The sequence below is a fragment of the Brevibacillus sp. NPDC003359 genome, from assembly GCF_042878995.1.
Classification (GTDB): domain Bacteria; phylum Bacillota; class Bacilli; order Brevibacillales; family Brevibacillaceae; genus Brevibacillus.
The window spans coordinates 1,974,409-1,988,968 of the sequence record NZ_JBIAOR010000001.1; the positions used below are offsets into that span (position 1 = coordinate 1,974,409).

Genomic DNA, 14,560 nt, shown 5'->3' on the forward strand with positions numbered 1-14,560 from the left:
CGAATAACCAGCGTCTCATAGAGGGAAGGGAGGCCAAAGATTCAATGCAATCCGACGCCGAAATCATTCAGCGGATTCTTCAAGGCGACATCGAAGCGTATCGCGACCTCATCCAGCGATATCAGCATATGATCTACGTTTTCATTTACAAAATGGTAAACAATCGCTCTGATGCAGAGGATCTCACTCAGGAAGTATTTGTAAAAGCGTATGAAAAACTGTCCACATTCCGCGGGGACAGCCAGTTTTCCTCTTGGTTACATACGCTTGCCCGAAATAAGAGCATCGACTTCTTGCGTCGCCGAAAGTATCATGACTCGGATGAACAATTGGCCTATGTGCCATCCAATACACGTGACGAATCCCCTCAGGAATCGCTCATGACAAAAGAGCAACGGCGAGAAATCCAGGAGGCCTTTGACTTACTGTCAGATTCTTATCGAGAAGTGATCGTCCTTCGCTGTACGCACGAATATCCGTTTGAAAAAATAGCTTCACTCCTCGGCATCGCCGAATCTACAGCTCGCGTCCGTTACTTGCGTGCTCGTCAGGAACTCGCAAAATTGTTATCCCGCAAGGAAGGGGGGCTCGTACATGAACTGCCAGGCATTTAGAAAAGCATGGCTAGATGACACAGATAGCGATTCGCACTCGCATATTGAAACCTGTGACGAATGCATCGCTTGGATAGAATCGCAAATGACAACAGAAGAGGAGGTGCAGTTCTTGAAGGAGGTTCCACTGCCTCAAGCGAACCTGGAAGACAGAATCATGCAAGCAATCTACCAGACCGCCGGAAATGGTGTACCCCCTCACGCCGCTACTGTATCTTCAGAGCAACAAACCAGCACAGTGATAGCAAAGCCAAACAAGCGTTGGACCAAAGGCTTCCCTTCATACGCCTGGGTTAGCGCAGCGGCTGTTTTACTCGCAGTTGGTTTCGTCGGATACCAACAGCTATCACCGAATAATATTCAAATGGCCGCCATACAAGAAAACGGGATACAAGACAACCAGAACACCTTTGCATACGACGAATCGGAATCAAAACCGGTACCGTCAGCTCAAGCACCTGCTATCGCTTCCCTACCAGCAGCTGCCGATAGTCAGACGATGAAGAAGGCAGAAAGCAATCCAGAGTCCGCTGCTACAAAATCGCAGGTTGCTCCGACTGCACCTGCAACAGATACACCTCCTGCACCACCTACCCAATCGAACAATGCGATTGCGATGGTGAAACCACAGGAAAAAGTAGCAACACCAGAGCCACGTACAGTAATGAAAGACGAGCGGAACAGCGTGGCATCTCGAGGACTGCAAGGAAATACGGCTGATCAAACGGCAAAAGCGAAATCGGAACTTCCAGCCGAATCGTCAAATACTGGTAACCATGTAGCCGCTAAGGGAGCCAATGGCTCTACTGCAGAGAAACCTACGACTTTTGGGATTGCCTCCGAAGTGGAACCAAACAATGGGGATGGCGGTACAACGGAGAACGCATTAGTGGGTCCAGCGTTGCCGACGGCAGCGAAGCAGCCCATCACACTTTCCTCCTTCTCGGATTTGAACACCGCTGTACAAGCATCAGATATGCCCGTGCCTGCCCTCACACAAGCACCGAATGGGTTCTCGATGAGTACGGTATCGGTCCAATATGAATCGGAAACCAGCCAGAAGGTGACTCGCTTGACAGCAGATTACAAGCGGAACAGCGACTGGATTCGCATAGATGTTGTGCGTAATACAGAAGGCAAGCGCAGCCTCTCTATCCCAGGCACTTTCTCCGCTACTCAGTTGTTCGCAGTCAACGGAGAGCAGGCCATCGCTGTTTCTTTTGATCAAACCGATTCAAAAGGATCAACAGCCCAGCACTCGGTTCATTTTAACGTTCAATCCGACAACCAATCGTTGTATGTAGTAGTGACCGCAAACGGAGTCACCTTAAATGAATTAATGGAAGCTACCAAACATATCACGTGGAATTCGTAAAACGCTCTTTACAACTGAAAGGACACGACCTGATTTTCAGGGGCGTGTCTTTTTTGTCTATCAAAAGAGGCTATTCTATTTTTTGCTCAAATCCAAATTACGATATAATGAAGGAAGATAAACATGAGGAGCTAACTTATGAACAAATTTCACATCTGCTTCGGCCTATCTGCCTACGGTACACTCCGATCCGTTTTCCGCAAACAAAATCTGTTACAGACAGATAGCATCATCTGCATCGAGGATGATTTCTCGGTTGGACCGCTTCATCGAATGGAAACGGCAAATGGGCTTGATGAAAGGATCGAATGGATTCATTCTTTTTTCAAACGAGTAGAAGGGACCTCTCCCGAAGATCTGACAACGGTAAAAGCATACCTGTTGCGAAATCAAACCCTTTCATCACAGATATCGGACGGCAGTAACGTAATTCTGTGGCATGGTCAGAACGCATCTGACGGCATAGGAATGAGCTATGTTGTCTCCATGCTTCAGGATAAAAATCTCTCGTTCGAAACAATCGACGTAACCGCATTTAGTGTGGATAGCGATTACAAAGTAAGGGACTTAGACGGCACTGAGGGATCTTATGTATTAAAAAGCGTGGGTGCCCTCCCTCCTAGATTGGTAATGGATGCTTATCAGGCAAAGAAGAATATGCCTGCGCCTCTCGTACAAAACTTGATCCTCGAATGGGAAAAGTGGTCGCTTTCTGATGAAAGCATGCTGCGCGTTTACAAACAAGGTGAAGTGCTAGCAGTTTCGGAGGATTATTATGATGCCTCGCTCTTGGAACATGCATCGAAAAAGTTCCAAAAGGCTGCACGTGTTATCGGTACCGTCATGGGAGAAAGCGATCAATGTATTGGTGACACGTATTTGATACACCGTGTTCATGAGCTGATCAAGCAGGGGCTGCTAGAGTACCGAGGAGAGTTAATGCCTCTACATCGGTTAGAAATTCGGTTGAAGTAAAAAAACGCTGTTCTCTTTCGCAAAGAGACAGCGTTTTTTCATCTTTAATGCTTTTGATTTTTCTCCTGATTCCACAGCTTGATTTGCTCGATGATTTCCCGAATTTGATTTCGTGCTTCCATATGCTCTGGCTCGCTTCCCCAATGCTGAATCAGCGGTGGCATCGCTTTTGCCATTGTCGTGTACAGGCACCATACTTTCACCATTTCTACGCGTTCAGGAGTCGCTTCTCCTGTCAACAACTCTGTAAATTTATGAACTAGATCCTCCAGTTCAGGGACCAACGCTTCTTTTTTCTCGTCCATGTCAGTTACCTCACTTTCGGGAACATTTTCTATTTGTATCCTTGGTTTATTTTACGAAAAAACGACCACGTGGAAAAGGAAGATTTTTCAGGAGTGATCGGTTACGCTTAAGCTATCAAGATGATCGAGGTGAAGACCTATCAAAGACATACTTATCCGCTTGACTCCAACAACCAGGGATAACTGGCAAGATGCACTACACTTGCAGGTGCATGATGAGCAGCAGCACTTTGTCCCATCTGTTGCCGTTTCATTGGCAAAGGTTCACATCCGCCCTGATGGTGACGACTGCGTATATGAACCATTCTGTCTGTATGACGCTGATAAAATGGTTGGGTTTGTCATGATTACCTATGACGCATCAACAGATTGGTGTTACTGGTTCAACGGCTTTTTCATCGATCAACAGTATCAAGGCAAAGGATATGGTAGAGCCGCTCTCGTAGCGATAGTGGATACGGTACGGAACCGTTTCCCGCAAAGCCGATTTGTCAACTTGACGGTATGCCCGGGCAATGCAGGTGCAAGGCATTTATACAGTCAATCTGGTTTTGAAGAAACCGGTGACGTATACGATGGAGAGATTGTCTACAGACTCACCTTGTGATTTCGTATGAACAAAAACCGCCAGAAAAAAATGGCGGTTTTTCATGCATATAAGCTATTTCGCTTCTGGTACCATGAAGTGCAAAAGACCAAAAGCCACTCCTGCCGTCAATAACACACTCCAGATAATGATGCCCACCGACATCCACAACATGAGCTTTTTCGTAGGAGCTCCCAGCGAGATACCGATAGCAGCTCCCAAGGGTGCTCCTGTTAAAAGCGGCGAAGCGAGGCCAAGGCCAATCACCCCGTATTTATCCCATATCTGCCACATACGCCCCTGACGCTTGCTGCGTTTCTCCACACGCTTTAAAAGCCAAGTGCGCAAGGAGCCTCCCAGAAAAATGACGACACCTGCGCTGATGATCGCACCCACCGCACTAAATATTCCGATTAACACCGGTGGTAGTTTCAACATAAAACCTACAGGGATCGCTGCCCACAGCTCAAGCATGCCAGATAGTGTCACCGATCCTGCTTTCCATAATACATCCATTCTGTTTCGCCTTTCCCCTCTCGCTGTCTTTTTCATTCGTCTTGGTAAAGACGAGCAGACATGTAATAAAGTAACGGAAAAAGCCAAATTAGGATGTGACATCCCTACGGATAAAGGTCGCGTACGCAATGATCAACGCTGCGATGGCCCATACGCTCAATACCGTCAACGAGAACGGCAACGTCATCCCCTTAATCGGAGGCAGTGTTCCATTGAGATAATCCGTAAGCTGCAAATTTACCACGAACAAGTATTTGGCCGATTCCCAGGAGGATGCCATCTGCGTCAGGATCGTTCCGCTGATTAACGCTGCCATCATGATTCCCATCCCCGCAGCTGCACTCCGAACCAATACAGAGACCATGAGTGTTACCGTTGCAACCACGACGCAGACAAACCAGCCGAGACCATACTGCATCAGTAAAAATTGCCATTGTGGCAACATGAATGCGCCAGATGTCTCCAGTTCTCCTCCTGATACTTCAAATCCAGTCAAAATCGGCAGGTCCCACCCCGAATAGCCAAACACGACCCCAGAGAGCAAATAGGCAAGAATCAGTGTCGTGAGAACCGTCAGAGAGGTAAACAGCAGCAGAGTGATGTATTTACTGGTCAGTACCTTCCATCGCCGTACGGGTCGCGTCAGTAAGAGCTTGACCGTCCCTTCGCTAAACTCAGAAGAAACGAGATCGACCGCGAGTACGACGATAATCATCGGTAAAAACATCGAAATGGCCTGATCCATAAAACCACGGGCGAATGTAGGTCCACCCGGCGCCATCGGGTTAATGTCGTGATCCAAATAATATTGCTGCTGTGCGATCCTGACCTTGATAAAATCCCGCCACTCTTCGGGAAGACGGCTTGATGCCAGCCTGTTTTGCATATCGACGATTTGTTGGGTCAATAGCGGACGCCAGTCGGTCGTCCCCATTCGTTCTTGTGCAGTGACAACCGAGCGGTACTGCGCGTATGTAAAAATCGGGATCAAAATCGCCAAGATCAGTACAACGACGAGAAAACGACGCCGACGCAGCAATTTTATGGTTTCATTCTGTACGAGCCCCACCATGCTCTGATCCATGACTTCCCCCTCCTCCCGTCAATGTAAGGAACAGGTCTTCCAGCGTAACCGTCTTCGTCGCAATCCCCATTACAGGTATGCTGCTATTGACCAACGCTTGGTTAGCCTCGCTCACTTTTTCTACATCCATGCGAGATTTCAGGCGTTCTTCACTAACTACCCACACGTCAGTCACTGCTGGTAGTTTGCGCAAGACTTCCTCGGCCTTTTGTATGTGGGAAGACGGGATTGTCCAATCGACCTGATCAGCAAACTGCCCCATCAGTTCTTTGACTAATCCAACCGAAATGACCTTCCCTTGGCTGATAATCGCCACCCGGTCGCACATCATCTCAATTTCACTGAGAAGGTGACTTGAAATGAAGACAGCGAGCCCTTCTTCCTCGGCAAGCTTGCGAATAAACTGGCGCAACTCACGGATCCCCGCCGGGTCCAAACCGTTCGTCGGTTCGTCCAGGATCAATATTTTCGGACGGTGCAAAAGTGCCTGTGCGATCCCTAGGCGCTGCCTCATTCCGAGCGAGTACGTTTTCACCTTATCATCAATCGCTCGCTCCAAATCAACGAAGCGGACTATTTCCTCAATACGTTCAGGCGTAATACCGCCACTCATTCTCGCAAACTGCTCCAGATTCTCTCTGCCCGTCAAAAACTTGTACAGCTCCGGATTTTCGACGATACAACCAACCTGCGCAATCGCTTGCGGAAACTGTTGCTGAAGAGAGATACCTCCGATGCGGATATCTCCTCCATCCGCTTTTGCCAAACCGACGAGCATGCGGATCGTGGTGGTTTTGCCTGCGCCATTCGGCCCGAGAAATCCAAATACCTCTCCGGCGAAAACGTCAAACGTAATATCATGAATGATCGGCTTTTTGCCAATCGCTTTTTGCAATCCTTTTACTGTGAGGACCGTTTCGGCCAATGTACGCCCTCCTATCTGAGTCTCCCCTCGTCAACTGACGATGGTGTTCTGTTTATGGTACACTGTCATAAGATGTCCATCCACATTATACCATGACCATACACTTTAAAACGAATAGGAGGATACCCGATGCGCACATCCGGCCATCTTCTTTGGCGCACGGCAGGTCTCTTGTCTTTACTCTCTTTTCTCTTATTTGCAACAGGGTTTGTCCTCGCGATGAATCCGCAGCAGTTGGCCCCATCCACCGCAACTCCACCTGCTGAGAAAGCACAACCTCCTGCTCCCTTGCCAGAAAAAGGCGTTCATAAGGTAGTCGCTCTAGGAGATTCACTCACGCGCGGCGCAGGTGACGCAAGTGGTCAAGGCTATGTGGGACTCGTCCGCCAAGCACTGGAAAAAAATTCGGGTCAGACCATAACATTGACGAACCTTGCCATCAGTGGCCAGGAATCGACGGAACTATTGGAGCAAATGTCCCAGGAGCAAGTAAAGAAGCTGCTCGCTGAAGCTGATCTGATTCTATTTACTATCGGCGGCAACGACTTGTTCAGACAGACAGGCGGGCTGTATACCATCGAAAAAGAAAAAGTGACCGGAGCTCTCAATAAGCTCTCTGCCAACTATGAAGAGATTCTCAAACAGATTCGCAGCGTCAACAAGACGGCGACCATCGTATATACTTCGTTGTACAATCCGTTTGGGAATACGGAAGCCTCGGTCGACACCATCGGACCCGTACTCGACTGGAACAATCAGGCGTCCCAAATCGCTTCCCGCTATCCACAAGTCTTCGTGGTGCCGACCTACGACTTGTTCCTGAGAAAGGAACAAAATTATTTGTTCACCGACCATTTTCATCCGAATGCTGCTGGGTACGCGCGTATCGCTGAGCGTATCTTGCAAGCGCTAGAGTGATCCAAGCATAAAAAATGCCGGTTTTCACCAAGTATGGGTGTAACCGGCTTGACTATTTTAGGCATTTGAATTTGAAAATGCCACTTTTATATAGGTTCGTACGGTCAAACAATAGTAAATCAAATACATAACGGTATAGGCGACGATGGTCAATAAGACGAGCCAGGCGATCCCGGTCTCAGCACTAGTGAAATAAGAGCGTAATACAACAATGGAGTGTAAGATCCCTAATAACAAGGGCAAACCGAAAATAACCATGATCTGCCTGGAAATCGATTGTGTGATCTGGGTCTTATCCATCCCAATCTTTTTCATCAGAGAAAATTGCTCCTGGTCTGCGTACGCTTCCGCTACTTGCTTAAAATAAAGAATACTTCCTGTAGCCGCCAAAAAGACCAGTCCCAGGAACAGACCTACATATAAAAACAGTCCAGTCACGAACATGTTGTTGTTATAAAAATAGAGCTGAGAAATAAAATGGGTACCTGCAAATTTGTCCTGCAAGCTCATAAATGCTTCCGCTAGCTCTGGGCTATCTTTTTTAAGCTGAAACAAATGATTATAGGAACTTGCTTTGCCTTTTTTCATTTGATCAAAGGTAGCGTCATTTACAACGAGCAAAATATCCTCATTGCTTCTCATGGGCGCATACGTTTTGGCGCGGTCGGCAGTTATTTCAAATGCTCCACCCAATTGAACCGAAAAGGTTTGACCCGATATCCGATCGATCTCTTCCGAACGTAATTCTTCGGAATCAAGAACTGGAACCGCATGCTGAAGAGCTATCTTTTCTATGGTCTCTTCTTGTTTATCTGCTAATCTCAACATGGTGTTGTAATCTGTCACTGCAATTACCGTAAAATTCGGTGAATAACCCTTGGGCAGGGGAAGTTTAGAATCTGGCGTTGCTGTTACGTTCACAACCTCGACTCTCTTTTGAAATTTGATCCCGTCTTTTCCGACTTTTTCTGTTAGTAGCTGCTCAACTTGACGGTCAATCTCTTCAGTAGAATTTGATAGTTGGTAACTTACCGGAGAGAAGGAGCTCGCTTGCTTTTCTATCGTCAAGTAAAGGCTGCTTGTAAAACCAACCACGGTCAGGATACTGGCAATCAAAATCACAATCATCGTCATCAGATTGATTTGTGTGCGCAAACGAAAACCTAAATGTGAAATGCTAATCAGATTCGTCCCTCTGTAAAAGACAGATTTTTTCGTTCTCAACCAAATCAACCATGTTGGAATCATAGATCCGATAAACAAATACGTTCCCATCGTTAATAAAAGAATAATGACTAGAGCAAGTAGGGGAATGGGGATACCCTGCCAAGGTACACTCGGTGTAAGAGGCAATAGAAGGATGAGGTAGCCGAATAGTAGAAAGCTCATACCCACCATTGCTAAATACACGTTTGATCGAGGTCCCTTTTCTTTTTTACCTGCTGCTTTAAATAATTCAAGAAGGGAAAAACGATATACAATTCGGTACCCGCTAAATGATGTGATGACAATCAATATAAGGAAGGCAACAACGGTTATCACGATCGCCGAGGCGGAGAATGAAAAACTGGATTCCACTTTCATCCCGACGAATGCAAGCAATATGTTCACAAACATTCGCGATAACAACATTCCGCCAGCAAGACCTAGAAGAAGCGCCATTGCCCCCATAACGAAGTTCTCCATCAGCATCATACGCCCAACTTGGCCTTTACGTAAGCCTAATAATAGATATAGGCCCATCTCGTTTTTTCGTTTATGAGCAAAGAAATGGCTCGAATACATAATGAAGACGGTAATAAACAAGACGAGTACAAGCGCGCCGCCCGTTAGCAGTATCTCTGCCGCCAGTGATTCTTGGACAAGCTTGACAATCGTCGGTTCATATCTCAACGATACAAAGGTGTAAAAAATGATGATACTTCCCACTAACGAGATGAAATAGAGTAAATAGTGCTTGAAACTTCGTTGAACATTGCGGGTAGCTACATTAAATAACGTCATTGATATTCCCGCCTATCTTCGAGAGCATATCCAGTATTTCTTGGAAAAATGCTTTTCGAGAGGATTGTTCGCGTGTCAATTCTTCAAAAACGACGCCATCTTTGATGAACAGGATTCGCTCGCAAAAACTCGCTGCAAATGCATCGTGCGTCACCATCATGATCGTTGCTTTCTGCGTTTCGTTTAAGCTTTTCAAACTTTCCAGCAAGTCCTGTGCAGATTTGGAATCGAGTGCCCCCGTCGGTTCATCGGCAAAGATGATGTTTGGTTTCGTAACAATCGCGCGGGAAGAAGCCGTTCGTTGCTTTTGTCCACCCGAAATTTCATTAGGGAATTTATCAAGTAAAGTGTGAATCCCGAATGTTGTCGCTACATCCAATACACGATCTTCTATTTCATTCGCATCTACTTTAGCCAATGCCAATGGCAAAACAATATTTTCACGGACCGTTAAAGCATGCAGCAGGTTATAATCTTGGAAAATAAACCCGATTTCTTCACGGCGGAATTGCGCCATCCTTTTCTCATTCATCGTGCTCAGATTTTTCCCGGCAATCCTGACATCCCCCGAGGTGGGACTGTCAACGGTCGATAAAACATGGAGAAGCGTTGATTTCCCTGCACCGGACGGCCCCATAATGCCAACGAATTCACCTTCCTCCACTTGTATATTGATGTTCTCAAGAGCGGTAAATGATTGATTTTTACTCACAAACTTTTTGCAAACTTCTCGTGCTTCCAGCATAACCGCCATATTTTCTCCTCGTTTCTATGTTGTCGTTACAATGCTGTGATCCTATCGGTTTGGGCCATCTATTCGAGTGGTAGAGAAATATTAATTGTAGTACCCTTTCCGGGAGAGCTCTGGACCTTGATCGTACCGCGATGTGCGACGATAAGCTGCTTGGCAATTGCCATACCCAGTCCCGTTCCGCCGATGGGTGTATCGGTAGACGTTCCGCGGTAATAACGTTCGAAAAGCTTCTTCTGTTCCTCTGTGGTCATGCCAATGCCATTATCCGTTATCGTGATGGTCAACTCCGTATCGCACTGGACCGAAAGCGTAATCTCCGTACCAGCAGGATTGTGAATAACCGCGTTCATTAGAAAATTGGTTAATGCTCGTCTCAATACATGTTCGTCATAGCGGTAAACAAGCGTTTCTTTATCCGACTGGAAGTGAAGAAGAGATTTTCCCACAGACGGTTGATACTGCGCATCATCCACCAGTTTCCTGAGAAACGGAATGATATCTGTCTGTTTTTTATCCAGCTGCACTACACCGTTTTCAAATTGAAAACTTTCATTCAAATCGTTAATTAACTGCTGCATATGCAACGCCTTTTCTTGCATGATCGTTAGAAATGTTTTACGTTCTTCCTCTGTCCAATGGTGATCTTCAGACAGAAGCATGGTGGAATACCCCTGGATATAGGAAAGGGGAGTTTTCAAGTCATGTGTAACCCCTGAGGTCCATTCCTTGCGCATTGCTTCCAGTTCTTTGCGCTCCATTTCGTTTTGGCGCAGGCGGCTTGTCAATTGTTGCATCTTAACGATCAAATCTTTATACAATCGAAAGGATCGCTTCTTTCTTGGGGAAAGCTTGGGTTCTTCGTATATACCCTGTGATAGTAGATCAAGCCATTTCAGAAAATAGAAAATGGGAGCACTCATCTTTATGCTGTAGAGCAAAGCGATTAGTAAAAAAGTGCCGAAAAACAAAACCCAAAAATCGATATAAACATGTAAGTAGTATGAAGATATATTGACGGCTTGAGAAACCAGGAACACCGTAATAATAATCAAAAGGTAATGCAGAACCAATTTTCTTAGCAATTTCATTTCATGGACTCCTTCTTCTTCGCCGCCAGCTTGTAACCCAATCCTCTCATATTCACGATCAATGTCGGATTGTTCGGATCCGCTTCAATTTTTTGACGTAATCGCCTTACATGGACCATCACGGTATTCTCATCTCCATAGCTATTCTGTCCCCATATTTGTTCGTACAAGTGCTGTGTACTAAATATCTGGTTAGGGTGCTCACAGAGGAATTTCAGAAGCTCAAACTCTTTTGCAGGGCAGCTAATTTCCTGGCCCTGCACGACAAGCCGTCCTTCCTGTTTATAAAGTTGAAAGGTATCGAAATCGTATACGTCTACAGCATGCACCGTTCCCTCTTTCGCCAGTTCCTGACGGCGAAGCTGCGCTTTGATTCGGGCCACCACCTCGAGGGGATTAAACGGTTTTGTAATGTAATCATCAGCTCCTATGGTTAACCCCATGATTTTATCTATATCCATCGTTTTCGCTGATAAAAATAAAATGGGCACTTTCGTCATTTCACGGAGTTGACGGCATAACTCAAATCCATCCATGTCGGGCAGCATAATATCCAATACGATAAGATCGTATGGCCATTCATTTACATAACGAAGGGCTTCTTTGGCGTTTGTTGCTAACTGAATATGTTGAAATCCTTCTTTGGTCAACAGGTACTTTAACATGTCAAGCAGTCCTTGCTCGTCATCCACCAACAATAACTTATCGCTCATAGACATTCCCCTCTTCCTTGTACAATCGTAGTATTTATTACAGCGATATGGATCATGCACCTGCCTTTATTTGATTATCCTTTTTGGTTCGCAGCTTGCGAATCAGGAACCATCCGGAAGCAAGTACGATGAAGATACCTAACAATATCAAGGTAAAATATTGATCGATTACTTTGTCAGCCAGTGTGCCATAGACATAGAACAATACCCCGACGACATAAAATTTGGCTGCTCGTCCGATCGCAGCATACCCGAGCAGTTTCCATAGAGAGTAGTTCGTAGCCCCGGAAAGAATGGTGAAAATCTTAAAAGGAATCGGTGTGAAAGCTCCTAGTAAAATAGCAGCTTCGCCATGACGGTTAAACATCTTCGTGGCTGAATCGACCCAGTTTTTTTTGAGGATTTTGCCCAGAAACGATCTACCTGCCACTTTTCCGATCCAGTAACCAATCGGGGTTCCCAATAAACAACCGATAAACCCGACAGTAGCCAGCCATATTGCATTGGAAGGATCAATCATACTTAAGGATAACTGAGTAAAAAAAGCGGGAATAGGGAAAATAACTGCATCCACAAAAGAATGGAAGAACATTCCCCAAGCTCCGAATTCTTTTAGAAAATTCACAATGACATCTACCATGCTATCCTCTCTCCCCTCATTTCGTGTAATTCATCGATCAATTTCTCTTTACGCAATAACGGATAATCATATAATCTTCCTTCGTATACCCTCTGTACTGAGGCGTGTTGCAGAAAGTCATCCGGCGTAATGAGAGCAGACGGACGATTCCATAATGGAAGACCGCTTCTCTTTAGTGCTTCTGTTACGAACTGAGAACAAAAATAGGAATTTTTTGGAGCTATAGGAACATTCATCATTACACCAAACAGTCCGATGAAATTATATCGATAGTCATTTGCTTTCTTTTGAATATAACGAATGACTCTGTTTACTTTATCCCATTGTCGCTGTGTCATAGCTAATCGCAGTAGCACACATTTTGTATGAGGAAACTGGCGGTAGGTTCCTTTGTACACATCCTCTTTGATAAAACCACCGGCCAAAGGGTTATGCGGCTGTTTACGGCCAAAGCTGTACAGTTCGTCTAACCTGCTATCCATTGCAATAGACACATGATTGTACGGAGCACCCGTATACTGTTTAATCAGGTTTGTTAATAACGATCCTGTATGTGTAAGAAGAATATAGACGTTCTTCACTGCGTCTCGATTTTCCGATTGCTCGTTCATGACGATCACCTCGGGAATATAATAGTTCATGAACTTGAACGAGGACGGAAGGAAGACTGAACAAAACACTAACTTTACCTGAACGGAGCCTTAATTCTTTGTTCGAAATGAAAAAGAGCCGGTTTTCACCTGTAGCGCAGATGAAAACCGGCTTCGTTATATTTTCAATCCCAGAATTCCTTAAGCAAACGGTCATTCATAATTCAAAGACTTGCCACGTGTTGCCTCAAAGGCGCGAGCACCTGCCCATTGGAAGGCACTGCTCATCATCGAGGTAGCTGCTACAATCAGGAACAAGGTCGTACCTCCGTAGTGTGCCAACAGCAATCCACCCATCCACGGACCGATGAACTGTCCGAAGTTACTGAAGCTTTTCGCACCGTAATAGCTGCCGCGCATACTCTCTGGAGCCATTCGGTCGATTAGGACGTCCCCTGCTGTAAATGTTAGGATTTCACCAATTGTGAAAAATACCATCGCCACGATGAATATCAGCCACGAATTGGCAAATGCATAACCCACGTCACCAACCGCATACATGACGTTTCCCACCACAATCGCGGTGAGAGGCGTCCTTTTCTCTGCCCAGTTCGTCAACGGAAGCTGCATCAGAATGACGACGATCGCATTGACTGTCATCAAAATGGCGAATAGCTCCGTTCCATTTACGACCGTCATCTCCGCGAATTTTGCCAGCGTAGAAGACATCTGCGAGTAACCAATCGCTCCTAAAACTCCGGCGAGCATGTACAAGCGAAAGGCCTTGTCGTTCATCACAACACTGAATGCACGGCCGAATGTAACGACTTCTTTCTTTTGACCTTCAATTTGCTTAATGCCGAACTTGTTCAATAATCCTTGCAAGCTAATCACATAGATCAAATAAATCAGCGCCGTTATCAGGAAAGGCAGAGCTACAGAGCTTTTCGCGAGTACTACCCCTGCGATAGGCCCTACCGCTACCCCGACGTTAATCGCCATGTAGCGAATCCCGAACACACGAAGCCGCTTCTCTTGTGGCGTTACATCTGCCATCAGAGCCTGTGAGACCGGTTCGTAGAACGATCGACAGAGCCCCCCTGCTATATTGAGCAAAAGCAGAATCCACGGGTCTTTACTAAGCGCAAACCCGACGAACACGAGCGTCCACACGTACAACGCCCCGAGCATGACTCGCCTGCGCCCGATCCTGTCCGACCATGCCCCCGCAATAAAGCCTCCGATCGTACCCGCGAGCGGTCCTGCTCCAATCGTCAATCCGATCATTGCCAAACTCATATCTGTTTGATTGGACAAGTATAAAAATAAAAACGGCATGCTCATCGAGCTGGCTGCCCGGACGAACACGGTCCCGACGACTAATGACCAGACGATCGGGTGAAATTCCTGTAAACGCATCTTGATCCAGCTCATTGTCTCTCTCCTCACCACTGTTATGCCCTTCCATCTCTG

General features: G+C 46.1%; 16 protein-coding genes. 5 read left to right on the top strand and 11 right to left on the bottom strand.

Annotation, left to right across the window (positions count from 1 at the left end):
• Nucleotides 1-44 precede the first annotated feature (44 nt).
• From ACFYU8_RS09100 to ACFYU8_RS09110, 3 genes are all read left to right on the top strand, one after another.
• Complete coding sequence (locus ACFYU8_RS09100) at nucleotides 45-614, top strand: RNA polymerase sigma factor (RefSeq protein ID WP_390293823.1); 570 nt, start codon at nucleotides 45-47, stop codon at nucleotides 612-614.
• Complete coding sequence (locus ACFYU8_RS09105) at nucleotides 595-1,989, top strand: hypothetical protein (protein WP_390293821.1); 1,395 nt, start codon at nucleotides 595-597, stop codon at nucleotides 1,987-1,989. The genes ACFYU8_RS09100 and ACFYU8_RS09105 overlap by 20 nt, the downstream gene beginning before the upstream one ends.
• Nucleotides 1,990-2,127: 138 nt before the next feature.
• Entirely contained in the window at nucleotides 2,128-2,964 is an 837-nt protein-coding gene (locus tag ACFYU8_RS09110; protein WP_390293818.1) for a DUF1835 domain-containing protein, read from the top strand.
• Between the two features lie 44 nt (nucleotides 2,965-3,008).
• Here the strand turns inward: ACFYU8_RS09110 and ACFYU8_RS09115 are convergent, their stop codons facing one another.
• Entirely contained in the window at nucleotides 3,009-3,269 is a 261-nt protein-coding gene (locus tag ACFYU8_RS09115) for a DUF2573 family protein (RefSeq protein ID WP_390293816.1), read from the bottom strand.
• A gap of 148 nt (nucleotides 3,270-3,417) precedes the next feature.
• Between ACFYU8_RS09115 and ACFYU8_RS09120 the strand changes: the two genes are divergently transcribed.
• Complete coding sequence (locus ACFYU8_RS09120; protein ID WP_390297150.1) at nucleotides 3,418-3,876, top strand: GNAT family N-acetyltransferase; 459 nt, start codon at nucleotides 3,418-3,420, stop codon at nucleotides 3,874-3,876.
• A 54-nt stretch (nucleotides 3,877-3,930) separates the two neighbouring features.
• On the opposite strand, the gene ACFYU8_RS09125 is transcribed toward ACFYU8_RS09120, so the two are convergent.
• The 3 genes from ACFYU8_RS09125 to ACFYU8_RS09135 all read right to left on the bottom strand — a co-directional run bounded on the left by ACFYU8_RS09125 (nucleotide 3,931) and on the right by ACFYU8_RS09135 (nucleotide 6,380).
• On the bottom strand, nucleotides 3,931-4,371 hold the full coding sequence (locus ACFYU8_RS09125; RefSeq protein WP_390293813.1) for a small multi-drug export protein: 441 nt from the start codon (nucleotides 4,369-4,371) through the stop codon (nucleotides 3,931-3,933).
• Nucleotides 4,372-4,459: 88 nt separating this feature from the next.
• Nucleotides 4,460-5,455, bottom strand: a complete 996-nt coding sequence (locus ACFYU8_RS09130) for an ABC transporter permease (protein ID WP_390293811.1) — start codon at nucleotides 5,453-5,455, stop codon at nucleotides 4,460-4,462.
• Nucleotides 5,421-6,380, bottom strand: coding sequence for an ABC transporter ATP-binding protein (locus ACFYU8_RS09135; protein WP_390293809.1), 960 nt, complete (start codon nucleotides 6,378-6,380; stop codon nucleotides 5,421-5,423). The genes ACFYU8_RS09130 and ACFYU8_RS09135 overlap by 35 nt, the downstream gene beginning before the upstream one ends.
• Nucleotides 6,381-6,509: 129 nt before the next feature.
• On the opposite strand from ACFYU8_RS09135, the gene ACFYU8_RS09140 reads away from it, so the two are divergent.
• Complete coding sequence (locus tag ACFYU8_RS09140) at nucleotides 6,510-7,298, top strand: GDSL-type esterase/lipase family protein (protein ID WP_390293807.1); 789 nt, start codon at nucleotides 6,510-6,512, stop codon at nucleotides 7,296-7,298.
• A gap of 57 nt (nucleotides 7,299-7,355) precedes the next feature.
• On the opposite strand, the gene ACFYU8_RS09145 is transcribed toward ACFYU8_RS09140, so the two are convergent.
• The 7 genes from ACFYU8_RS09145 to ACFYU8_RS09175 form a co-directional block, all read right to left on the bottom strand.
• Nucleotides 7,356-9,302 (bottom strand): FtsX-like permease family protein, encoded by a 1,947-nt coding sequence (locus ACFYU8_RS09145; protein WP_390293804.1) that lies wholly within the window; start codon nucleotides 9,300-9,302, stop codon nucleotides 7,356-7,358.
• Complete coding sequence (locus ACFYU8_RS09150) at nucleotides 9,289-10,056, bottom strand: ABC transporter ATP-binding protein (protein WP_390293802.1); 768 nt, start codon at nucleotides 10,054-10,056, stop codon at nucleotides 9,289-9,291. The genes ACFYU8_RS09145 and ACFYU8_RS09150 overlap by 14 nt, the downstream gene beginning before the upstream one ends.
• A gap of 59 nt (nucleotides 10,057-10,115) precedes the next feature.
• Nucleotides 10,116-10,850 carry a sensor histidine kinase gene (locus ACFYU8_RS09155; RefSeq protein ID WP_390293800.1) on the bottom strand — a complete coding sequence of 245 codons (735 nt, stop codon included), beginning with the start codon at nucleotides 10,848-10,850 and terminating at the stop codon, nucleotides 10,116-10,118.
• A gap of 290 nt (nucleotides 10,851-11,140) precedes the next feature.
• Nucleotides 11,141-11,857, bottom strand: a complete 717-nt coding sequence (locus ACFYU8_RS09160) for a response regulator transcription factor (RefSeq protein WP_390293798.1) — start codon at nucleotides 11,855-11,857, stop codon at nucleotides 11,141-11,143.
• Nucleotides 11,858-11,909: 52 nt separating this feature from the next.
• On the bottom strand, nucleotides 11,910-12,497 hold the full coding sequence (locus tag ACFYU8_RS09165) for a YqaA family protein (RefSeq protein ID WP_390293795.1): 588 nt from the start codon (nucleotides 12,495-12,497) through the stop codon (nucleotides 11,910-11,912).
• On the bottom strand, nucleotides 12,491-13,108 hold the full coding sequence (locus tag ACFYU8_RS09170; RefSeq protein WP_390293793.1) for a hypothetical protein: 618 nt from the start codon (nucleotides 13,106-13,108) through the stop codon (nucleotides 12,491-12,493). Before ACFYU8_RS09170 ends, ACFYU8_RS09165 begins: the two co-directional genes overlap by 7 nt.
• 192 nt (nucleotides 13,109-13,300) lie before the next feature.
• On the bottom strand, nucleotides 13,301-14,521 hold the full coding sequence (locus ACFYU8_RS09175) for an MDR family MFS transporter (RefSeq protein ID WP_390293791.1): 1,221 nt from the start codon (nucleotides 14,519-14,521) through the stop codon (nucleotides 13,301-13,303).
• Between the last annotated feature and the right edge of the window lie 39 nt (nucleotides 14,522-14,560).